The sequence below is a fragment of the Bacillus methanolicus PB1 genome (genome assembly GCF_000262755.1).
GTDB lineage: Bacteria > Bacillota > Bacilli > Bacillales > Cytobacillaceae > Bacillus_Z > Bacillus_Z methanolicus.
In genome coordinates this window covers 343,501-364,740 of sequence record NZ_AFEU01000002.1, presented here as the reverse complement: position 1 = coordinate 364,740, position 21,240 = coordinate 343,501, and the positions used below count along the sequence as shown (strand labels likewise).

The following is a 21,240-nucleotide window of genomic DNA, read 5'->3' as shown; positions in this document are numbered from 1 at the left end:
AGGGAGGATACAAAATGGAAGGGGGCGGTGTCACTTGAGTTATCAAGCTTTATATCGTGTTTGGCGTCCACAGACTTTTCTTGACGTAGTCGGACAGGAACATGTTACGAAGACATTGCAAAACGCCCTGCTTCAGCAAAAAATTTCGCACGCTTATCTTTTTTCAGGGCCCCGTGGAACAGGGAAAACTAGTGCAGCAAAAATTCTCGCAAAAGCTGTGAACTGTGAACGGGCTCCTGTTCAGGAACCGTGCAATGAATGCCCTGCCTGCAAAGGGATAACCGATGGTTCAATTCCTGATGTAATCGAAATTGATGCAGCGAGCAACAATGGGGTAGAAGAAATCCGTGATATTCGCGATAAAGTTAAATATGCACCTAGTGCTGTTAAATACAAAGTTTACATAGTAGACGAAGTGCATATGCTCTCCATTGGTGCGTTCAATGCGCTATTGAAGACTTTAGAGGAACCTCCGAAGCATGTTATTTTTATTTTGGCCACAACAGAGCCGCATAAAATTCCGCTAACCATTATTTCAAGATGCCAGCGGTTTGATTTTAAACGAATCACTGCAAAGGCGATTGTGAATAGAATGAAATTAATCGCCGGCCAGACGGGTGTGGACTATGAAGAGGGATCCTTGCAAGTCATCGCGAGAGCGGCAGAAGGCGGAATGAGGGACGCGCTAAGTTTGCTTGATCAGGCGATCTCTTTTAGCAGGGACCGCGTCACAGTTGAGGATGCATTAACGGTAACCGGATCTGTATCCCAGGGATTTTTAAATAAACTTGCCCGTGCAATATATGAAAAAGATGTGGCCAGCGGACTGGAAGCTTTAGAAGAATTGCTTTTCCAAGGAAAAGATCCCGTGAGATTTATTGAAGACTTGATCCACTATTATCGCGACATGCTGTTATATAAGGCAGCGCCTTCCCTTGAAGAATCGTTGGAAAGAGTCATGATTGATGAAGATTTTCTTCAGCTTGCTAATGAAATGAGTTCGGAAATCATTTATGAGCTTATTGACACATTAAATAAAGCCCAGCAAGATATGCGCTGGACAAACCATCCGAAGATTTTTTTAGAGGTTGCGATCGTGAAGCTTTGCCAGCTTGAAAAACCGGCTTCTGATCAGCCTTCACATGACGTTCAGATGCTAATCAACCGAATTGAACAGCTGGAAGATGAAATACGCCAACTGAAAACAAATGGCATTTCCGTTGGCCAGGAAACTCAGAACGCTGTTCAAAATAAACCGCAAAGAAGCACGCGCAGAGGTTTTAAAGCACCGGTAGGAAGAATTAATGAAATTCTTAAACAGGCTACGAAACCGGATCTTAATGTCATAAAAAGCAGCTGGGGAGATATGCTTGATTCTCTGGTAAGCAGGCAAATGCGTTCCCAGGCAGCATTATTAAACAAAGCTGAACCGGTTGCTGCGTCGAGCCATGCATTTATTATAAAATTTAAATATGAAATCCATTGCCAGATGGCGATGGAAAATGCCAAATTCTTAGAGGCGATCTCAGGGTCCCTTCAGGAATTAACGGGGAAAAGGTTTGAAATTGTAGGCGTACCTGAAGATCAGTGGTTTAAAATCCGTGAAGAATTTTTGCAAGGTCATCATACAGATGGGAAAGAAGATAGTACGGAAGCGAAAGAGGAAGATCCGATTGTCGCCGAAGCAAAAAAGCTTTTTGGTGAAGACCTAATTGAAATAAAAGATTAAATGGAGGGTTATACAATGATGCGTGGTATGGGTAATATGCAAAATATGATGAAACAAATGCAAAAAATGCAAAAGAAAATGGCACAAGCTCAAGAAGAATTGGGAGAAAAGAAAGTGGAAGGAACAGCCGGCGGCGGGATGGTAACAGTGATTGCAACCGGTCATAAAGAAATTGTAGAAGTAAAAATCAATCAGGAGGCCGTTGATCCTGATGATGTTGAAATGCTTGAAGATCTTGTATTGGCGGCTGTAAATGATGCGTTGAAAAAAGTAGATGAGTTAGCGAATGAAACAATGGGTCAATTTACAAAGGGACTAAACCTTCCGGGATTATTCTAGGAGGAATTTATTAGTATGCATTATCCGGAACCGATATCCAAGCTGATTGACAGCTTTATGAAATTGCCAGGGATCGGCCCGAAAACGGCCGCACGACTGGCTTTTTTTGTACTGAGTATGAAAGAAGATACAGTCCTTGATTTTGCAAAAGCTTTAGTAAATGCGAAACGAAATTTATCATATTGCACTGTTTGCGGTCATATTACCGATGAGGATCCTTGCTATATTTGTAAAGACCAGCGCAGAGACAGGACCGTAATTTGCGTGGTTCAGGACCCGAAAGATGTTATTGCAATGGAGAAGATGAAAGAATTTAATGGCCTTTATCACGTACTTCATGGCGCAATTTCACCAATGGATGGAATTGGCCCTGAGGATATAAATATTGCGGATTTGCTGAAAAGACTTCAAGACGAAACTGTACAGGAAGTCATTCTAGCAACCAACCCGAATATTGAAGGAGAAGCAACTGCGATGTACATTTCAAGATTGTTAAAACCATCCGGGATTAAAATAACAAGGATCGCGCACGGACTTCCTGTTGGAGGAGACCTTGAATATGCAGATGAAGTTACATTATCAAAAGCCCTCGAAGGCCGAAGAGAACTATAGCTAATCGGGAGGGAAATGCGTGATGTTTTTTTGGCGAAGACGAAAAGGATGGCTGCGCAAAGAATTTGATGAAAAGCTTATTTGGCAATTAGAAGAGTTAAAAAAACAGTGGGAAAACCAAAAATCGCTGGTGGAAAAAAGTTTTGACCCTTCCGAAGATGTCATATGCCATACAAAACTTGCTGAAGCCAAGTATTTTTTTCTATTTAAAGAGGCAAAGCAAAGAAAGATTTCTGTTAGGAAATAGATTAGAAGTTTCCTCCTTGGTCTTTTTTACAGTTAAAGACATATATTTTTAGTACAAGTTGCAAGTAAGAGGGGGATCTGAAGCAAGTGGAACCGATCGTTGTCATTTCCATTTTGGGTGCATTAATCATATTGCTTCTTTTTGCAGGGGCTCCTGTGAAACCTGTACGTTTTGTCGGGCAAATATTTATTAAAGTATTAATAGGGGCGCTCCTTTTATTTTTCTTAAATGCATTCGGGAATCATTTTGGAATATATGTTCCGATTAATCTAGCAACTTCTGCGGTTTCCGGAATCCTAGGAATTCCCGGCCTGTGCGCGTTAGTTGTAATTCAAACATGGATACTATAAGGTATATAGCCGCTGTTAAACTCAGCGGTTTTTTAACGTATAAGAATGTATAAATTTTAGGGGGGACCCTTTTTAAGTTTTTTGGTATGGTAGAAATATGGAAACGAACATTTTGAAGAGGATATTTTTTGATGAAAATCAACACTGATAAATTAATAAAGAAATACTGATCAAGCATCTTCTCATCGGGTTTTTCTAATATCCAAAATGTGTTTATACGTACACTTTACCGAAATGGTACGGTGACCCCTTAGCAATAAGGGGCGAATTAACTTCTCATTTGCTACCCTAATTTAATTTTTGCCATATCTATTGTCGCTCAGCGGCATGGGACGCTAACGGGAAACTATAGGTAAGTTAAAAGGTATAAAAAAAGAGCTCCATGTTACTGATTAAGATTACATGGGCTCATCATCGTTATTTACAATTCCTAGCCTTACAAAGGCTCTTTGTACAATGTCCTCGGTAATGTATTTGGGATTGTTCTGCTTGATGCGTAGGATAATCTCTTTCGTATGTAAAAAGGGGAGTCCTCCGGACTCAACTAGCATACAAAGCAGTTCAATTCCCCAAATGAGTGGAACTCCATCACTCACACATTCTCGTCTTAATGGCTTGTCATTCGTTACACATGTCCACCCATTGTCTTTGGCAAGAATTAAACATAAGCGGTCCTGGAAAGATAGAGGACATCTCTTCTCTGTAGCGGCCAACATGATCTGCTCGAGCTCGGGTTCGACGAGTGTAATGCCAAGTTCTAGACAATCACTGTCACTGATTTCCTTTACTTCGTTTAAAACCGGTGACGCCAAATAAATCTGGCCGACATAGGTACAAATCAATTTTATAATCATTGGGTCACATTTGAAAAAGTCGATCAAAATGTTTGCATCCAGTATGAGAAAACGTTGTTTTTTTGTCCCCATTCATCTACTCCCAGGAAGAAACTCTTTCTCGCATGGCTTCTAGGTTTAATCTTAGGATTTCAGCACCACGGCTTAAGGTAATTTTATCTTTTTCAATCGCGAGACGAACTAGCTTGGATAAACGATCTTCAATAAAATCAGATGAGGATAAAGAATCCGGCTCTTGCGAACGGAGAACCTCCGGCATGGATTGTTGAAACTTATTCGGGGGCAGCGCTTCAGGCTCTTCGGTTATACTTAAAGTTTTACCGGTCCTTGCTTTATAGGCCCCTTGAAACTTTCTCCATACGGAACTATCTCCTTTCTCAGAAAGTCGATACAGGACGGTTTTGTAACTCACTTGAAACATACGTTTCACCTTCAATACACGATCCACAAAAGCCAAACCATAAGTATCATCCCATTCCGATTCAAAGGCTTTCTCAGGCATCAAGAAATACGAAGCAAACATATTCGCTTCTACCTCTTGTTCCATATCTTCTATACTTTCATCCACATCATACGCTTCGAGATGAAGGAGTAAATGCCCTAGTTCATGCGCCGCGCTAAAAATCCATCGTTCTACGGATATCCGTTCCCATACATTCACAACAACGGCGGGACCGCCATCTTGCTCGGAAACGGACAACCCGAAGAATCCATCCGATGCGCGACTTATGGGGTACAGTTTAATTCCGCTGGACTCAAGCAAACCGGCGATATCGCGGATCGGTTCTTTTCCGGATAGATCCAACGCCTTTCTAGCTTGTTCTGCTGCGTATTTGGCCCGATAAGGTCCTACAGGAACGGAAGACAATTGGTTGGCCAAATCCTTAAATCGATATTCCACATGATTATTTAATACATTTTCTAAGTAATTAAAATCGTCCAGCCATCGAGCCACCTCGGTTAAGATTTGGTCTCGACTATTCATTCTTTTTAAGGCACGAAATCGCACTTTCTCTAAAGTACGAATCGGTTGGAATAAATCTTGAAGATTAATTCCTAGACCGTTCACGATATTTTGTAAAGTAGATACTTTTGGGGTTGATTCCCCACTCTCAATATTCCGATAAGCAGGTCTTGAAATCCCACAGAGTTCAGCAACTTTATCTTGGCTTAATCCTTTTGATTCGCGAATGCGGCGAAGATTGGCACCAATCATTTTCTGATCCATATGCACCACCCTTTTTATTTTTATTATATACAAAAATTCAGTTTTTGTATACATGATAAGTATACTTTACAAAAAATATTTTTTGATCTATAATCAAATTACCAAGCCTGGTATATGTAGGTATTTCAGGCAGAAGAGAGGAGAGGATGGTCTTCAATTTCAATCAGGATCTATGCAAATAAAAACGCGGCATGTGCTAGATGCCGCGCGGTCTTGGCCTATGGGAAAGGCCGGTTGATATGGTATGTACCATCTACTATTATACCATATCCTCCGGTCAAGCAACGGAGGAGTTGAATTTTTTATGGAAAAGCATTCAAACAAACAAATCATCGATGACATCATTGATCTGGAGCAATATGCAAAGAAGGGGGAAAAGCCCCCTAAAGGCAAACGGTACCGGATTCGAATCGATAAGGATTATTATGTAGTAGACGTAAGTGAGATGACGGGACGGGAGATTCTTGTACTGGCAGGGAAAACGCCTCCTGAACGGTTTCGGTTGGATCAGAAGTTAAAAGGTGGAGCCACCCAAAAGATTGAATTGTCGGATATTGTGGATTTGACTACACCCGGCATGGAACGCTTCATGACGCTTCCGCTCGATCAGACTGAGGGGGGAGTGTAATGGAACTAAACAAACTTCGATGCGACTTCGATCTACCAGAGGAAGATCAGGAACATCTTGTTTCCCGAGGACTTCCGTGGGAAACGGTGGTAGAAGGGCAAAACCATTGGCTTTTGATTCATGACTTTCCGATCCCTGAAGGATATAACCATCGTACCGCCACAGCTGCTATCCAGATCCCTGCGAATTATCCTACGGCGGGGTTGGACATGGTGTATTTTCATCCATCGCTTTCTAGGGTAGACGGTACCCCCATCGGGGCAACTGATTATACGATGACGATTGATCACCGTGCCTTTCAGCGGTGGTCACGTCACCGAACGGGGGTAAACCCATGGCGGCCCGGGGTGGATCATGTTGCCACCCATCTCGGGTTGGTGGAAGAATGGCTGTTACGGGAATTTCGGAAACCATGAAAGGAGTCGTTACCGTCATGAATCGCACTAAATTACGTTTAACGGGCCGTCAGCATGCGGCCCTTTATAAACATCTTTTTCCGGGTGACGGCAAAGAAGCTGTTGTCCTCGCCCTATGTGGTGTTGGAGAGTGGAGGGCAGAGGATGGGGTCTACCAGCGATCCGTTTGTATTCATAAGATCTATCCGGTCCCCTATGACGCCTGCTCTGTACGTAGGGAAGACCGAGTCACCTGGTCAACTGAGATTTTACACGGTATACTTCCTGAAGCTCAACGCAAAAAATTAGTTATTTTAAAAATCCATAGCCATCCAACGGGACTAGCTCGTTTTTCCTCCTATGATGATGAGTCAGATCAAGAACTTTTTAAAGGACTTTCGGGATGGCTAAATACTGATTTTCCAGGGATCAGTGCGATTATGCTTCAAGATGGACGGATGATCGCAAGAGTAGTGAACGGAGAGGGTTTATTTAACGATGTTGTATCCATCAGCGTGGGCGGTCCTGATTTGAAATTTTGGCAAACGGAGTCATTAGAAAGTAGGGGGATCCCTGACTTCATGATTCGTACGGCGCAGGCATTCGGACAAGGAACCACCGAGTTACTATCTCGTCTATCCATTGGCGTTGTGGGTGTTTCCGGAACAGGAAGCCCTGTTGTGGAAATGTTGTTCCGACTCGGTGTAGGGGAATTGGTTTTAGTAGATGGGGACATCGTTGAGGAGAAGAATGTCAATCGGATCTACAATTCAACGATGAGTGATGCGTTGGAGGCCCGACTCAAGGTGGATCTATTGGCTGCAGCCATCCATCGAACAGGTCTGCCTACCAAAGTCGTCCCTATTCCAAAGGATCTTTTTCATCCAGAGGTGGTTCGCCGTTTGGCTCAATGCGATGTGATCTTTGGCTGCATGGATTCCGTGGATGGACGAGATCTTCTCAACCGGTTGTGTACGTTTTATTCCATCCCGTATTTCGACCTCGGTGTTTTTTTGGATGCGGACGGTCAAGGAGGGGTGGATCAAGTGTGTGGTACGGTTCATTACTTGCAGCCGGATGGTTCCAGCTTATTTAGCCGAGGGGTTTATACGGAGGAAGAATTGCGAGCAAGTGCCCTTCGCCGGACAGACCCGGAGCAATATCGGGAACAAGTCGATTCCAAATATATTCGAGGGGTTCAAGTAGACCGTCCCGCTGTAATCAGTGTGAATACATTGGTTGCTAGCCTCGCGGTCAATGACTTCCTAGCTCGTGTTCATCTTTTTAGGGATGATCCGAATGAGGACATTGCTTCCCTTCGTGTAAGCCTGAACCAAACCCGGTTGATACCGGAACAGGAAGGGGAGCCTTGTCGTGTTCTAGAGAAATTTACCGGACGTGGCGATCTACGACCGTTACTCAATATGCCGATCTTAAGCGAGAGGAGCCATTGATATGTTGAGGGGAATGTTACAACGGGTATTAGGTTGGATCACACGCCTTTTTACAGGCCATCCGCGCGGCGCCTATCGCACCGTTTTTATGGAGGAGCTCCCCGATCGGCTAGAAGAGCATGTCATCTATATATTAGGTGAGGGTGAATATACTTGGTCGGCGGCCATCATTTGTCCGTGTGGTTGCAGAGAAATCTTGCACATGAGCCTTCATAAAGAAGGGCGCCCCCGGTGGGAGCTGACACGTCATTCTGATGGTACGGTTTCCCTTACCCCATCCGTTTGGAGGAAAATAGGGTGTCAAAGTCATTTCTTTTTTGAGCGAGGGCGAATCCGTTGGTGTAAATGATTTCCGATGGATGATCCCCCAATAAGCAGTGAAATAACCGAGCGAATCTAAAGTAGGTTCGGTCGGTTTTTTGTTTTAAAAAATTATTGACGATTTTATATAATGATGGTAATATCTTAATCGTTGTCGCCAAATAGTAAGACTATAAAAAACAAAAAAGTTGTTGACATAACATTGTAGAAATGTTATGTTAAAAAAGTCGCTTATGAGCGACGGAAAAGAATTGTTCTTTGAAAACTGAACAAACAAAAGCGTCAACGTTAATTCTATATATTTTTGAGCTTATCTTACTCTTTTTTGGAGAGTTTGATCCTGGCTCAGGACGAACGCTGGCGGCGTGCCTAATACATGCAAGTCGAGCGGACTGATGGGAGCTTGCTTCCTGAAGTCAGCGGCGGACGGGTGAGTAACACGTGGGCAACCTGCCTGCAAGACCGGGATAACTTCGGGAAACCGGAGCTAATACCGGATAATCCTCTTTCCCGCATGGGAAAGAGCTGAAAGATGGCTTCGGCTATCACTTGCAGATGGGCCCGCGGCGCATTAGCTGGTTGGTGAGGTAACGGCTCACCAAGGCGACGATGCGTAGCCGACCTGAGAGGGTGATCGGCCACACTGGGACTGAGACACGGCCCAGACTCCTACGGGAGGCAGCAGTAGGGAATCTTCCGCAATGGACGAAAGTCTGACGGAGCAACGCCGCGTGAGCGAAGAAGGCCTTCGGGTCGTAAAGCTCTGTTGTCAGGGAAGAACAAGTACCGTTCGAATAGGGCGGTGCCTTGACGGTACCTGACCAGAAAGCCACGGCTAACTACGTGCCAGCAGCCGCGGTAATACGTAGGTGGCAAGCGTTGTCCGGAATTATTGGGCGTAAAGCGCGCGCAGGCGGTTCCTTAAGTCTGATGTGAAAGCCCACGGCTCAACCGTGGAGGGTCATTGGAAACTGGGGAACTTGAGTGCAGAAGAGGAGAGCGGAATTCCACGTGTAGCGGTGAAATGCGTAGAGATGTGGAGGAACACCAGTGGCGAAAGCGGCTCTCTGGTCTGTAACTGACGCTGAGGCGCGAAAGCGTGGGGAGCAAACAGGATTAGATACCCTGGTAGTCCACGCCGTAACGATGAGTGCTAAGTGTTAGAGGGTTTCCGCCCTTTAGTGCTGCAGCTAACGCATTAAGCACTCCGCCTGGGGAGTACGGCCGCAAGGCTGAAACTCAAAGGAATTGACGGGGCCCGCACAAGCGGTGGAGCATGTGGTTTAATTCGAAGCAACGCGAAGAACCTTACCAGGTCTTGACATCCTCTGACAATCCTGGAGACAGGACGTTCCCCTTCGGGGGACAGAGTGACAGGTGGTGCATGGTTGTCGTCAGCTCGTGTCGTGAGATGTTGGGTTAAGTCCCGCAACGAGCGCAACCCTTGACCTTAGTTGCCAGCATTCAGTTGGGCACTCTAAGGTGACTGCCGGTGACAAACCGGAGGAAGGTGGGGATGACGTCAAATCATCATGCCCCTTATGACCTGGGCTACACACGTGCTACAATGGATGGTACAAAGGGCTGCTAAGCCGCGAGGCCTGAGCCAATCCCAAAAAACCATTCTCAGTTCGGATTGCAGGCTGCAACTCGCCTGCATGAAGCCGGAATCGCTAGTAATCGCGGATCAGCATGCCGCGGTGAATACGTTCCCGGGCCTTGTACACACCGCCCGTCACACCACGAGAGTTTGTAACACCCGAAGTCGGTGAGGTAACCTTTAAGGAGCCAGCCGCCTAAGGTGGGACAGATGATTGGGGTGAAGTCGTAACAAGGTAGCCGTATCGGAAGGTGCGGCTGGATCACCTCCTTTCTAAGGATTTTAATCATGAAGTTGATCGCTTTTGTTTGTTTAGTTTTGAGGGAGCAATTCCTTCAATGAAATATTGTTAACCGTTATGTGGGCCTATAGCTCAGCTGGTTAGAGCGCACGCCTGATAAGCGTGAGGTCGATGGTTCAAGTCCATTTAGGCCCACCATCTCATAACGGGGCCTTAGCTCAGCTGGGAGAGCGCCTGCTTTGCACGCAGGAGGTCAGCGGTTCGATCCCGCTAGGCTCCACCAATTATCGTTCTTTGAAAACTAGATAATATGAAGAAGGCAAAGAAGAACCGAGTATCGCCATTTTAGGTTTCAAACCTTTTAGGTTAAGTTAGAAAGGGCGCACGGTGGATGCCTTGGCACTAGGAGCCGATGAAGGACGGGACTAACACCGATATGCTTCGGGGAGCTGTAAGTAAGCATTGATCCGGAGATTTCCGAATGGGGAAACCCCCTATCCGTAATGGGATAGGATCCTAACCTGAATCCATAGGGTTAGGAGGGCAGACCCGGGGAACTGAAACATCTAAGTACCCGGAGGAAGAGAAAGCAAACGCGATTCCCTGAGTAGCGGCGAGCGAAACGGGAACAGCCCAAACCAAGAGGCTTGCCTCTTGGGGTTGTAGGACACTCTGTATGGAGTTACAAAGGAACGGAGTAGACGAAGAGGTCTGGAAAGGCCCGTCAGAGAAGGTAACAACCCTGTAGTTGAAACTTCGTTCCCTCCTCGAGTGGATCCTGAGTACGGCGGGACACGTGAAATCCCGTCGGAAGCAGGGAGGACCATCTCCCAAGGCTAAATACTCCCTAGTGACCGATAGTGAACCAGTACCGTGAGGGAAAGGTGAAAAGCACCCCGGGAGGGGAGTGAAAGAGAACCTGAAACCGTGTGCCTACAAGTAGTCAGAGCCCGTTAATGGGTGATGGCGTGCCTTTTGTAGAATGAACCGGCGAGTTACGGTCGCATGCGAGGTTAAGTTGAAAAGACGGAGCCGCAGCGAAAGCGAGTCTGAACAGGGCGAATGAGTATGCGGCCGTAGACCCGAAACCAGGTGATCTACCCATGTCCAGGGTGAAGTCCAGGTAACACTGGATGGAGGCCCGAACCCACGCACGTTGAAAAGTGCGGGGATGAGGTGTGGGTAGCGGAGAAATTCCAATCGAACTTGGAGATAGCTGGTTCTCTCCGAAATAGCTTTAGGGCTAGCCTCAAGTGCAAGAGTCTTGGAGGTAGAGCACTGTTTGGACTAGGGGCCCTCATCGGGTTACCGAATTCAGACAAACTCCGAATGCCAAAGACTTATCCTTGGGAGTCAGACTGCGAGTGATAAGATCCGCAGTCAAAAGGGAAACAGCCCAGACCGCCAGCTAAGGTCCCAAAGTATACGTTAAGTGGAAAAGGATGTGGAGTTGCTTAGACAACCAGGATGTTGGCTTAGAAGCAGCCACCATTTAAAGAGTGCGTAATAGCTCACTGGTCGAGTGACTCTGCGCCGAAAATGTACCGGGGCTAAACGTATCACCGAAGCTGTGGGTGGACACCGTCGGTGTCCGCGGTAGGAGAGCGTTCTAAGGGCGTTGAAGCCAGACCGGAAGGACTGGTGGAGCGCTTAGAAGTGAGAATGCCGGTATGAGTAGCGAAAGATGGGTGAGAATCCCATCCACCGAATGCCTAAGGTTTCCTGAGGAAGGCTCGTCCGCTCAGGGTTAGTCGGGACCTAAGCCGAGGCCGAAAGGCGTAGGCGATGGACAACAGGTTGATATTCCTGTACCACCTCTTTTCCGTTTGAGCGATGGGGGGACGCAGGAGGATAGGGCAAGCGCGCTGCTGGATTAGCGCGTCCAAGCAGTTAGGCCGCTGACGAGGCAAATCCCGTCAGCATCAGGCGGAGCTGTGACGGCGAGGGAAATATAGTACCGAAGTTCCTGATTCCACACTGCCAAGAAAAGCCTCTAGCGATGGAAAAGGTGCCCGTACCGCAAACCGACACAGGTAGGCGAGGAGAGAATCCTAAGGTGAGCGAGAGAACTCTCGTTAAGGAACTCGGCAAAATGACCCCGTAACTTCGGGAGAAGGGGTGCTTTTCTGGGTGCATAGCCCGGAAAAGCCGCAGTGAATAGGCCCAGGCGACTGTTTAGCAAAAACACAGGTCTCTGCGAAGCCGCAAGGCGAAGTATAGGGGCTGACGCCTGCCCGGTGCTGGAAGGTTAAGAGGAGGGGTTAGCTTACGCGAAGCTCTGAATCGAAGCCCCAGTAAACGGCGGCCGTAACTATAACGGTCCTAAGGTAGCGAAATTCCTTGTCGGGTAAGTTCCGACCCGCACGAAAGGCGTAACGATCTGGGCACTGTCTCAACGAGAGACTCGGTGAAATTATAGTACCTGTGAAGATGCAGGTTACCCGCGACAGGACGGAAAGACCCCGTGGAGCTTTACTGCAGCCTGATATTGAATTTTGGTACAGCTTGTACAGGATAGGTAGGAGCCTGAGAAGCCGGAGCGCCAGCTTCGGTGGAGGCGCCGGTGGGATACTACCCTGGCTGTATTGAAATTCTAACCCGCGCCCCTGATCGGGGCGGGAGACAGTGTCAGGCGGGCAGTTTGACTGGGGCGGTCGCCTCCTAAAAAGTAACGGAGGCGCCCAAAGGTTCCCTCAGAATGGTTGGAAATCATTCGCAGAGTGTAAAGGCATAAGGGAGCTTGACTGCGAGACCTACAAGTCGAGCAGGGACGAAAGTCGGGCTTAGTGATCCGGTGGTTCCGCATGGAAGGGCCATCGCTCAACGGATAAAAGCTACCCCGGGGATAACAGGCTTATCTCCCCCAAGAGTCCACATCGACGGGGAGGTTTGGCACCTCGATGTCGGCTCATCGCATCCTGGGGCTGTAGTCGGTCCCAAGGGTTGGGCTGTTCGCCCATTAAAGCGGTACGCGAGCTGGGTTCAGAACGTCGTGAGACAGTTCGGTCCCTATCCGTCGCGGGCGCAGGAAATTTGAGAGGAGCTGTCCTTAGTACGAGAGGACCGGGATGGACGCACCGCTGGTGTACCAGTTGTCTTGCCAAAGGCATCGCTGGGTAGCTATGTGCGGAAGGGATAAGTGCTGAAAGCATCTAAGCATGAAGCCCCCCTCGAGATGAGATTTCCCATAGCGTCAAGCTAGTAAGATCCCTGAAAGATGATCAGGTTGATAGGTCTGAGGTGGAAGCGTGGCGACACGTGGAGCTGACAGATACTAATCGATCGAGGACTTAACCTATAAGAAAGGTGGAGGTCGACTGTTTAGCCTCGACAAGTGCCGGAGTTTCTGGCGGAAAAGTCCTAAAGACTTTGACAGAAGAAGCGAAGCATCCTCGAGAGGCTAGGAGCCGGAACCGGACACCATTAAAACGATACTCAATCTTCCATCTTCTTCAATCATTATCTAGTTTTGAGAGAATGAATTCTCAAGGAAATAAGTCTGGTGGCGATGGCGAGAAGGCCACACCCGTTCCCATACCGAACACGGAAGTTAAGCTTCTCAGCGCCGATGGTAGTTGGGGCATTGCCCCTGCGAGAGTAGGACGCTGCCGGGCAAAATGAAAGAACAACCTGATTCGGTTGTTCTTTTTGCATTTTGACGGAGATTTTATCATAAAAAGAGCCGTTTTTTAGCTGGAAGGTGGGAATAACACCTGATTTTTAGATGTTTGCTCGCTCTGAATACTGCTTTTCGGAAGGTTATGAGCCTTTATTTCATTTTATGAGCCCTTATTTTGATATATGAGCCTTGGATCTGAAAAATGAGCCCTTATTTTGATTTATGAGCCTTTATTCAGATAAATGAGCCTTCATTCCGATTTATGAGCCTTTGTTCAGATAAATGAGCCTTCATTCCGATTTATGAGCCTTTGTTCAGATAAATGAGCCTTTATTCTGATTTATGAGCCTTCGTACACATATATGAGCCTTTGTTTTGATTTATAATCCTTCGTTCAGATAAATGAGCCTTCGCTCCACATATGAGCCTTCATTTCCTTTATTCCGAAAAAACGATCCTTCGTTCCGATATATGAGCTTTCTTTTCGATAGAAATGATAATTTAAATATGTACACAAATGCTTGAATAATAATGTACAAAATTGACTTTAGATTTCATACTAATCATGAGGTGGTTAGTATGTACATATCGATAAATGTGGAAACTGATTTTGAGATTAAGAGTCTTGAAGACTTACCAAAATTAAAACAACTAATGGAGAACTTGAAGATGAAAATTAATAAAAGTCAATTAGCTAGAGATCTAGGTGTAGATCGTAGAACCATTGATAAATATTTAAATGGATTTATTCCTAAACGTATACGAAAGAAGCCTTCCAAAATTGATGAATACTATGAAATCATTGCGGCACTACTTTCGGAAGATGCTAAGCAGAAATTTTATTATCGTCGTGTGCTATGGCAGTATTTAAAGGATAATCATGGACTGGATTGTGCAGCATCGACGTTCCGAGCGTATATTGCGAAAACGCCCGAATTTAATGCTTACTTTGAAGAAGATAAACGGATTCCTTCTCCTAAAGGCACAGCACGTTTTGAAACGCCTATAGGAAAACAAGCACAATTGGATTGGAAAGAGAGTATTTCTTTTGAAACAAAGGATGGTCAGAACGTTGAAATCAATATCGCAGTACTGATTCTATCTCATTCACGTTTCAGAACCTTCCTAATGAGTATTTCTAAGTCACAAAGTGTCCTGTTTTCCTTCTTAACAGAAACATTCGAAGCTCTTGGAGGGGTACCAGCTGAAATAATCACGGATAATATGAAAACCGTTATGGATGAGGCAAGAACAGAACATTCTCCAGGAAGAGTGAATGCCAAGTTTGCACAATTCGCTAAGGATTTTGGTTTTGAAGTGAAGCCATGCATTGCTGGACGTCCACGGACAAAAGGAAAAGTCGAAACCACAATGAAAATAATAGATGAAATTCATGCTTATCAAGGTCAGTTGACCTTGGAAGAATTACATCAATTTGTGCAAGACTTATCTCATCGGGTGAACCATGAGGTCCACCAAGGAACTGGAAAAATTCCTGCGATAGAATTCAAAAAAGAAAGGAATCACCTACTCCAGTTACCAGCTGAGAAAGTAAGAGATTCCTATCGGATCAAACATACGCTTGTAAAAGTCAATGCATCCAACATGATTTCCTACAAATCAAACCAATACTCGGTACCAGCACAGTACCAAGGAAAGAAAGTAGGCTTACAAGTGTATGATAATCAATTATGGATTTATTATAACACGGAACTGATTGCGCAACACCCTATAAGTAACAAGAAATTAAATTATCAGGAAGCACATTATCAAGAAGCCTTGGGCGTTTCCATGCCAAATTATCCGGATATTGATGATCTAGCAAAACGGAATTTAGCGACGATTGGAGAAGTGTATAAATAATGAATCCAACAACAAACTATCAACAACTCATACGAAACTTAGATTATTTGAAGCTCAAGCAAATGTCCTTGCATTTAAATGAAGTCTTAGACTTCAGCGTTAACAATCAATTGTCACTGGTAGACACGCTAGTGAAACTGACAAATTACGAAATTGATGTACGTGAACAAAATATGATTCAATCGATGGTGAAAGTTGCGGCTTTTCCGCATTTGAAAGAAATAAAGGATTTTGATTTTAGTTTTCAACCGTCAATAAATCAAAAGCAAATTTTAGATTTTTTAACGCTTCGATTTATCGAAGAAAATGAAAACATAGTTTTTTTAGGACCAAGTGGCGTAGGAAAAACGCATTTAGCTACTTCCATTGGGATTGAGGCAGCGAAGAAACGTACAAGCACTTATTTCATTAAGTGCCATGATTTAATTCAAAATCTGAAGAAAGCACGTCTAGAAAATCGGTTAGAGAGCAGATTAAAACATTATACAAAATACAAGCTATTAATTATCGATGAGATCGGTTATTTACCGATTGATGCCGAGGACGCAAAGCTTTTCTTCCAACTCATCGATATGCGTTATGAGAAGCGTAGTACGATTTTTACAACGAATGTGAATTTTAAGGCATGGGATGAAATCTTTCAAGAACCCAAGCTGGCCAATGCAATTTTAGACCGCATTTTACACCACGCAACCGTTGTCACTATCGTTGGAGATTCTTATCGTTTAAAGGATCATTTAGCGAAAGAAAATGAGTGATTTTGTACATCCTTAAACAAGCAAAAGTGTACATATTTGTGTTGACATTTATATTTTCGATATAATGAGGTTTCATTTTTATTAATCAGTATGGATTATCTTAGAAGCCCCCACCTCTAAGCGAAGCGTAGGTGGTGGGTAGTTCACTTAAAGAAAACCTTTATAGACATACACCGAATTGCAAAAGAAAACATACAATAAATCAAGTAACCATTTTCGTGAAACTATTCTAAAAATTGTATACAAATTATTTTAAAGGGGCAAAATAGGGTGTATGGAGGTGGAGTTAATGAGCTATTTGATTGCAAAAGAACAACCCGGGGAAACGTGTGTAGTTTGCGAGAAAGTGAAATTAAAAGGCATACATATATACACTTCGTTTATCTGTATGGAATGTGAGCGAAATCTTATTCACACGGAAACAAATGATCCAAAATATAAATATTATTTAAAACAGCTAAAGAAAATTACAACACCTGAAATTTATTCTTAACAAGCCCCTTGCTTAAAGGGGCTTTATTTTTTGTAAAATTCTTCAGGCTTAGCCATTTTGAACAACTATTTGTTAAAATAAATGAGAATCTCAGCAGAAAGAGTACGGTGAAAATATGGATCAGACAATTACACCATTATATAATGCGCTCCTTTCACACAATAAAAGTCAGCCTATATCTTTTCATGTTCCGGGACATAAATATGGACATGTTTTTCCGGAAGAGGGAACTCCTTTTTATAAAGAAATTCTAAAAATCGATGCAACGGAGCTTACCGGTCTGGATGATCTCCATTCTCCTGAAGGTGCGATTTTTGAGGCGCAAAAATTGCTTTCTAATGTGTACAAAACAAAAAAAAGCTTTTTTTTAGTTAATGGTACAACAGGCGGAATCCTTGCCATGATTCTTGCGGCAGCTGGGGAAGATGATGTTGTACTTGTACAGCGAAATTGCCATAAATCGATATTAAATGGAATCGCTCTTGCGAAAGCAGCTCCTGTTTATCTTGGTCCCGAATATGATCATATTTGGAAGATAGCCGGGGCAGTCTCCTATGAGACCGTAGAAAAAGCGATTCATTTATATCCTAATGCAAAAGCAGTCATTCTTACATATCCGAATTACTACGGCCGTGTATACGATTTAGAAAAAATTATTCAATTTGCTCATCGGCAAGGCATTCCAGTATTAATCGACGAAGCCCACGGTACACATTTTATTGCCGGAGAGCCATTTCCGAAGTCAGCGGTGCAGCTTGGGGCAGATATCGTCGTCCAATCGGCTCATAAAACTCTTCCGGCCATGACAATGGGATCTTTTTTGCATTTTAACAGCAAATTAATTTCGCAGGACCGCCTTATTCAATTTTTACAGATTGTGCAATCAAGCAGCCCTTCCTATCCGATAATGGCATCGCTTGATTTGGCCAGGAGTTATATCGGTACATACAAAAAAGCGGATCGGGAATATGTAATCGGAAAAATTAATCAACTAATCGATAAATTAAGGAACATCGCTAAAATAAAAGTTTTATCCTATCAAGAAGGAGCAAGCGATCCTTTAAAGATAACACTTCAAACGAATTGTTCACTAAATGGCTTTGAATTGCAAAAAAGGTTTGAAGAACAAGGGGTCTATTCAGAACTGGCAGACCCATATAATGTTTTGCTCGTATTACCGTTATTGAAGGCGGGTCAGGATCATCTTTTTGAACAAGCGGCAATGAAAATCTCTAAATCCTTAGAAGAGGTGACTTTCCCGATTAAAAATCGGACAACGATTTTTTATAAAAAACAGGATGTTTCTGAACCGGCGATCAGCCAAAAAACAATGGCCAGGCTAACACCTCAATGGATTTCTCTGGCAGATGCGGCTAATCAGATATCTGCTGATTTTGTTATCCCATATCCTCCGGGCATTCCATTATTATTCCCTGGGGAATTGATTACAAATGAATCCATTGATCAATTGCAATTTTTACTCAAGAGCGGAGCCAGGTTCCAAGGTGGAGAAAGGTTAAAATCAGGAGAGATTAAGGTATATAAAGTTTAAAAGTCTATAACAAAAAGAGTTATCATCAGGGGGTAAATGAAATGAAAAAAGGTGTTTTTATTACAGTAGAGGGACCTGAAGGGGCCGGAAAAACAACGATTATCGGAATGTTGGCCGATGAGCTTGAAAAGGAAGGGCATAAAGTGCTTAAAACACGAGAACCCGGTGGTATTGAGATAGGCGAGCAAATTCGCAAGGTTATTCTTGATAAAAATAATACGGCCATGGATCCGCGCACAGAAGCATTGCTTTATGCAGCAGCGCGGAGGCAGCACCTTGTAGAAAAAGTGAAGCCAGCATTAGAATCAGGTATGATTGTGTTTTGCGACCGATTTATTGATAGTTCGCTTGCTTATCAGGGGTATGCAAGAGGTCTGGGAATTGAGGAAGTCTTCTCGATTAATCGTTTTGCGATTGAAGAGATGATGCCAGAGCTCACTTTTTATTTTGATATTGAACCGGAACTTGGCTTTAAGCGGATAAAACAGCATAAAGGCAGAGAAGTAAACCGGCTTGACCTTGAAACGATGGAGTTCCATCAAAAGGTCCGAGAGGGTTATTTGCTATTAATGGAGAGATTTCCTAAAAGGATATACAAAATAGATGCCTCTAGAACAATAGAAGAGGTTTGCAAAGAATCAAAGGCAAAAGTGAAACAATTGTTAGACACGAAATAAGTAAAATCAGTCACTTTCTATCTAAATTCTTTATCAAAGAAAAGAATCCTCTAATTTGACATCATTATTGTTATAATAAAAGAAAAATGGAAATCGGAAATGCGTACAGGAGGATGAGGGAATGAAACTAATTATTGCTGTTGTTCAAGACCAGGACAGCAACCGCCTTTCGACTGCGCTGGTCGAAAATAATTTTCGGGCTACCAAACTTGCAACAACAGGCGGATTTTTAAGATCCGGAAACACTACTTTTATGATCGGGACTGAAGATATCAGAGTGGAAAGATGCTTGCAAATTATAAAAGAAAATTGCCGGTCAAGAGATCAATTAGTAGCACCGATCTCGCCAATGGGCGGAAACGCAGATTCCTATGTTCCATATCCTGTAGAAGTTGAAATAGGCGGAGCAACTGTATTTGTAGTGCCGATAGAACAGTTCCTTCAATTCTAGCAGTACGTGGTAGTGTCAAAAGTTCTATGAAAACTCAGTATTGGAAGGATGTGTTCTACCGAAAATAGAGAAAATGCCGCCGCAATCGCTCTTGACAAACACGTCAATGGTTTAATTTTGAACCAACAAGGGCGAAGGGAACAAAAAGAAGGCACACCAAAGAAGCCCTTGCCAATTCCCATTTTAAACCATTGACTGGTTCGGTTTGTCAAGAGTTCGCTTCGCCGATGCTGGTAAGGGCTCTGCTAAACAAAAAGTTAGGCAGTTTGCTCTACTAGCCATTGTTGAGCTAAACCAATCAGTTTTGTCCAACGTGCAGGCATATTCGGCAGTTCTTTTAGTTCTGGAATAACTACAGGCACTTTGCCTTCTAGGGCTGAATGTGGCCGCAAGAAGTTAAAGTAAGCTACAAACAAGGTCACATAAGAAACGGATCCGTGATCGGATCCAAATCCGTGTGTCGATCTGTAATTGCCCTTAAATGTTCGATTCAGTCTTTCAATGATTTGTTTTAGCGGTCTGTATTCCGTGGAAACCAGGTCTTCGTTGGTTAGTCCAATGACCTGCTTCACATCAAATGTAATACCGTGTTGGGCAAAAAAGTGTTGTGCTAAAAGGTAAATTGGATTGCCATCTACGACAAAGGTGAGGTCTTCCGGGATCTCTTTCATCTTCCATAAGACCTCATCAATCGCACGGATGGCAGACACCGTATCACGATTTGGAGAAACAGGGTAGGACAGAATAATCTTCTTTACCGCATCAAAAAAGAAAAAAAGATAATGCCAACGGCCATTCACCTTTATGTATGTTTCGTCTCCGCAGAATTGATCAGAGAGCTCATAAGGATAATGATCCACATAAGGTTTGAGCATCAGTGCTACGCTGTTTTCGTAATTCAATATACTCTGGTGAGAGATGTTTACACCGTGAACATCCTTCATCAGTGCAGCTGTTTTCCGAGCTGATAGGCCATAGTTAACATGGTAAGTTAAAATGAGTCCTAATGTATGCGGTGACACATGAAGCCTGGACAAATCCACTTTTGGCTTCTTAGGTGAATGTTTAGCTAACGGCTGATAATCAATTTGAAACTGACGGAATATGTATCGAACTTTAAAAGACTGAGGATCCTTTTCGAACTGCTTTTTCTCTTTTTTAGACATTCCTTGCAGTTTCTTTTTGTAATACGGACAGTCATTGTTTTTGCACTTAAATACGAGAAAATCTTTTCTTTCCTTGATCTTCTCGAGTGTTTTAGAACAGTGTGGGCATTTGAGTACAGCCTCTTTGGCATATTGGTTCTTTTTATTAAACAGACACGCACACACCTTACATTGATACTGTCCTTTGCCTCCGTTATTGGCATAAAGATAATCGGACGGAGCACCACACCTTGGACATTTCATGGATGAAGGTACCTTACCTTTTGAATGGGAACGCCTCTGAACAGGTTTGAGAGGTTTCCCGTTCTTCTCCAAATATTCTGTGAGAAGAATTTGATAATCAAGCTTTTGTAGAGTTTCAATAATCGGTAGCTCATCCACCTGAAGTTTTTGATAAGGCTTATTTACAGGCTTTTCTGTTGGCTTATCAAACATGTTTTTTCCAATTAGAAGAGTAAGTAATGTTCGAATCATTTGATCTTGGTGCTTGATATATTCAAGCAAATAGGTTAATAATTGAGGTAACAACTTGTCACTTCCTTGTTTTAGGATTGGTGTGTGTGTGGTTACCTCACTAATACCCTAAAACAATGGGGGTGGCAAGTTTTTTGTTTATAAAACCTTAAATATCAATAAATTATCCAAATTTTATCTAAAAATTTT

18 protein-coding genes, 2 tRNA genes and 3 rRNA genes are annotated in these 21,240 nt (G+C 43.8%); 20 read left to right on the top strand and 3 right to left on the bottom strand.

Annotation, left to right across the window (positions count from 1 at the left end; all coding sequences use genetic code 11):
• The first annotated feature begins 34 nt into the window (after window positions 1–34).
• From dnaX to PB1_RS06880, 5 genes are all read left to right on the top strand, one after another.
• Complete coding sequence (dnaX, locus tag PB1_RS06900; RefSeq protein WP_003351548.1) at window positions 35–1,729, top strand: DNA polymerase III subunit gamma/tau; 1,695 nt, start codon at window positions 35–37, stop codon at window positions 1,727–1,729.
• A 15-nt stretch (window positions 1,730–1,744) separates the two neighbouring features.
• Entirely contained in the window at window positions 1,745–2,068 is a 324-nt protein-coding gene (locus tag PB1_RS06895; protein ID WP_003351547.1) for a YbaB/EbfC family nucleoid-associated protein, read from the top strand.
• Between the two features lie 15 nt (window positions 2,069–2,083).
• Window positions 2,084–2,680, top strand: a complete 597-nt coding sequence (gene recR / locus PB1_RS06890) for a recombination mediator RecR (RefSeq protein WP_003351545.1) — start codon at window positions 2,084–2,086, stop codon at window positions 2,678–2,680.
• Window positions 2,681–2,702: 22 nt separating this feature from the next.
• A complete protein-coding gene (locus tag PB1_RS06885; protein ID WP_003351544.1) occupies window positions 2,703–2,927 on the top strand; it encodes a YaaL family protein in 225 nt (74 codons plus the stop codon).
• A gap of 86 nt (window positions 2,928–3,013) precedes the next feature.
• Window positions 3,014–3,277 (top strand): pro-sigmaK processing inhibitor BofA family protein, encoded by a 264-nt coding sequence (locus tag PB1_RS06880; protein WP_003351543.1) that lies wholly within the window; start codon window positions 3,014–3,016, stop codon window positions 3,275–3,277.
• A 398-nt stretch (window positions 3,278–3,675) separates the two neighbouring features.
• On the opposite strand, the gene PB1_RS06875 is transcribed toward PB1_RS06880, so the two are convergent.
• The gene (locus PB1_RS06875) at window positions 3,676–4,203 is read right to left on the bottom strand and encodes a hypothetical protein (RefSeq protein ID WP_003351542.1); all 528 of its coding nucleotides are present in this window, start codon (window positions 4,201–4,203) and stop codon (window positions 3,676–3,678) included.
• A gap of 4 nt (window positions 4,204–4,207) precedes the next feature.
• On the bottom strand, window positions 4,208–5,359 hold the full coding sequence (locus tag PB1_RS06870; RefSeq protein WP_003351541.1) for a helix-turn-helix domain-containing protein: 1,152 nt from the start codon (window positions 5,357–5,359) through the stop codon (window positions 4,208–4,210).
• Between the two features lie 304 nt (window positions 5,360–5,663).
• Here PB1_RS06870 and PB1_RS06865 point away from each other — a divergent pair, with 304 nt between their 5' ends.
• The 15 genes from PB1_RS06865 (at window position 5,664) to PB1_RS06795 (ending at window position 19,411) form a co-directional block, all read left to right on the top strand.
• Window positions 5,664–5,987, top strand: a complete 324-nt coding sequence (locus tag PB1_RS06865; protein ID WP_003351540.1) for a multiubiquitin domain-containing protein — start codon at window positions 5,664–5,666, stop codon at window positions 5,985–5,987.
• Complete coding sequence (locus tag PB1_RS06860) at window positions 5,987–6,403, top strand: E2/UBC family protein (RefSeq protein ID WP_003351539.1); 417 nt, start codon at window positions 5,987–5,989, stop codon at window positions 6,401–6,403. The genes PB1_RS06865 and PB1_RS06860 overlap by 1 nt, the downstream gene beginning before the upstream one ends.
• A 17-nt stretch (window positions 6,404–6,420) precedes the next feature.
• A complete protein-coding gene (locus PB1_RS06855) occupies window positions 6,421–7,836 on the top strand; it encodes a ThiF family adenylyltransferase (protein WP_003351538.1) in 1,416 nt (471 codons plus the stop codon).
• Window position 7,837: 1 nt separating this feature from the next.
• Entirely contained in the window at window positions 7,838–8,185 is a 348-nt protein-coding gene (locus PB1_RS06850) for a ubiquitination-like system serine protease family protein (protein ID WP_003351537.1), read from the top strand.
• Between the two features lie 294 nt (window positions 8,186–8,479).
• Window positions 8,480–10,030: ribosomal RNA gene (locus tag PB1_RS06845) — 16S ribosomal RNA — on the top strand.
• A gap of 89 nt (window positions 10,031–10,119) precedes the next feature.
• Window positions 10,120–10,196: transfer RNA gene (locus PB1_RS06840), tRNA-Ile, on the top strand.
• Between the two features lie 9 nt (window positions 10,197–10,205).
• Window positions 10,206–10,281: transfer RNA gene (locus tag PB1_RS06835), tRNA-Ala, on the top strand.
• Between the two features lie 81 nt (window positions 10,282–10,362).
• Window positions 10,363–13,296, top strand: a 23S ribosomal RNA gene (locus PB1_RS06830).
• 200 nt (window positions 13,297–13,496) lie between these two features.
• Window positions 13,497–13,612, top strand: a 5S ribosomal RNA gene (rrf, locus tag PB1_RS06825).
• The 16S, 23S and 5S rRNA genes sit together here with 2 tRNA genes alongside, the layout of an rRNA operon.
• Window positions 13,613–14,196: 584 nt before the next feature.
• Complete coding sequence (gene istA, locus PB1_RS06820) at window positions 14,197–15,480, top strand: IS21 family transposase (protein ID WP_003351535.1); 1,284 nt, start codon at window positions 14,197–14,199, stop codon at window positions 15,478–15,480.
• Window positions 15,480–16,238, top strand: a complete 759-nt coding sequence (istB, locus tag PB1_RS06815; protein ID WP_003351533.1) for an IS21-like element helper ATPase IstB — start codon at window positions 15,480–15,482, stop codon at window positions 16,236–16,238. The genes istA and istB overlap by 1 nt, the downstream gene beginning before the upstream one ends.
• 289 nt (window positions 16,239–16,527) lie before the next feature.
• A complete protein-coding gene (locus tag PB1_RS06810) occupies window positions 16,528–16,731 on the top strand; it encodes a sigma factor G inhibitor Gin (protein WP_003351532.1) in 204 nt (67 codons plus the stop codon).
• 115 nt (window positions 16,732–16,846) lie between these two features.
• Entirely contained in the window at window positions 16,847–18,283 is a 1,437-nt protein-coding gene (locus tag PB1_RS06805) for an aminotransferase class I/II-fold pyridoxal phosphate-dependent enzyme (RefSeq protein WP_003351531.1), read from the top strand.
• A gap of 41 nt (window positions 18,284–18,324) precedes the next feature.
• Entirely contained in the window at window positions 18,325–18,960 is a 636-nt protein-coding gene (tmk, locus tag PB1_RS06800; protein ID WP_003351530.1) for a dTMP kinase, read from the top strand.
• Between the two features lie 121 nt (window positions 18,961–19,081).
• On the top strand, window positions 19,082–19,411 hold the full coding sequence (locus tag PB1_RS06795) for a cyclic-di-AMP receptor (RefSeq protein WP_003351529.1): 330 nt from the start codon (window positions 19,082–19,084) through the stop codon (window positions 19,409–19,411).
• Window positions 19,412–19,668: 257 nt separating this feature from the next.
• Here the strand turns inward: PB1_RS06795 and PB1_RS06790 are convergent, their stop codons facing one another.
• Window positions 19,669–21,105, bottom strand: coding sequence for a DDE-type integrase/transposase/recombinase (locus PB1_RS06790; protein WP_003350502.1), 1,437 nt, complete (start codon window positions 21,103–21,105; stop codon window positions 19,669–19,671).
• Between the last annotated feature and the right edge of the window lie 135 nt (window positions 21,106–21,240).

Bases quoted from the DNA above. Each gene is read 5' to 3' on its own strand.
- PB1_RS06810 (WP_003351532.1), top strand. From the start codon at position 16,528: ATGAGCTATTTGATTGCAAAAGAACAACCCGGGGAAACGTGTGTAGTT.
- PB1_RS06885 (WP_003351544.1), top strand. From the start codon at position 2,703: ATGTTTTTTTGGCGAAGACGAAAAGGATGGCTGCGCAAAGAATTTGAT.
- PB1_RS06855 (WP_003351538.1), top strand. From the start codon at position 6,421: ATGAATCGCACTAAATTACGTTTAACGGGCCGTCAGCATGCGGCCCTT.
- istA (WP_003351535.1), top strand. From the start codon at position 14,197: ATGTACATATCGATAAATGTGGAAACTGATTTTGAGATTAAGAGTCTT.
- PB1_RS06865 (WP_003351540.1), top strand. From the start codon at position 5,664: ATGGAAAAGCATTCAAACAAACAAATCATCGATGACATCATTGATCTG.
- PB1_RS06850 (WP_003351537.1), top strand. From the start codon at position 7,838: ATGTTGAGGGGAATGTTACAACGGGTATTAGGTTGGATCACACGCCTT.
- PB1_RS06895 (WP_003351547.1), top strand. From the start codon at position 1,745: ATGATGCGTGGTATGGGTAATATGCAAAATATGATGAAACAAATGCAA.
- PB1_RS06795 (WP_003351529.1), top strand. From the start codon at position 19,082: ATGAAACTAATTATTGCTGTTGTTCAAGACCAGGACAGCAACCGCCTT.
- PB1_RS06860 (WP_003351539.1), top strand. From the start codon at position 5,987: ATGGAACTAAACAAACTTCGATGCGACTTCGATCTACCAGAGGAAGAT.
- istB (WP_003351533.1), top strand. From the start codon at position 15,480: ATGAATCCAACAACAAACTATCAACAACTCATACGAAACTTAGATTAT.
- PB1_RS06875 (WP_003351542.1), bottom strand. From the start codon at position 4,203: ATGGGGACAAAAAAACAACGTTTTCTCATACTGGATGCAAACATTTTG.
- PB1_RS06870 (WP_003351541.1), bottom strand. From the start codon at position 5,359: ATGGATCAGAAAATGATTGGTGCCAATCTTCGCCGCATTCGCGAATCA.
- tmk (WP_003351530.1), top strand. From the start codon at position 18,325: ATGAAAAAAGGTGTTTTTATTACAGTAGAGGGACCTGAAGGGGCCGGA.
- PB1_RS06805 (WP_003351531.1), top strand. From the start codon at position 16,847: ATGGATCAGACAATTACACCATTATATAATGCGCTCCTTTCACACAAT.
- recR (WP_003351545.1), top strand. From the start codon at position 2,084: ATGCATTATCCGGAACCGATATCCAAGCTGATTGACAGCTTTATGAAA.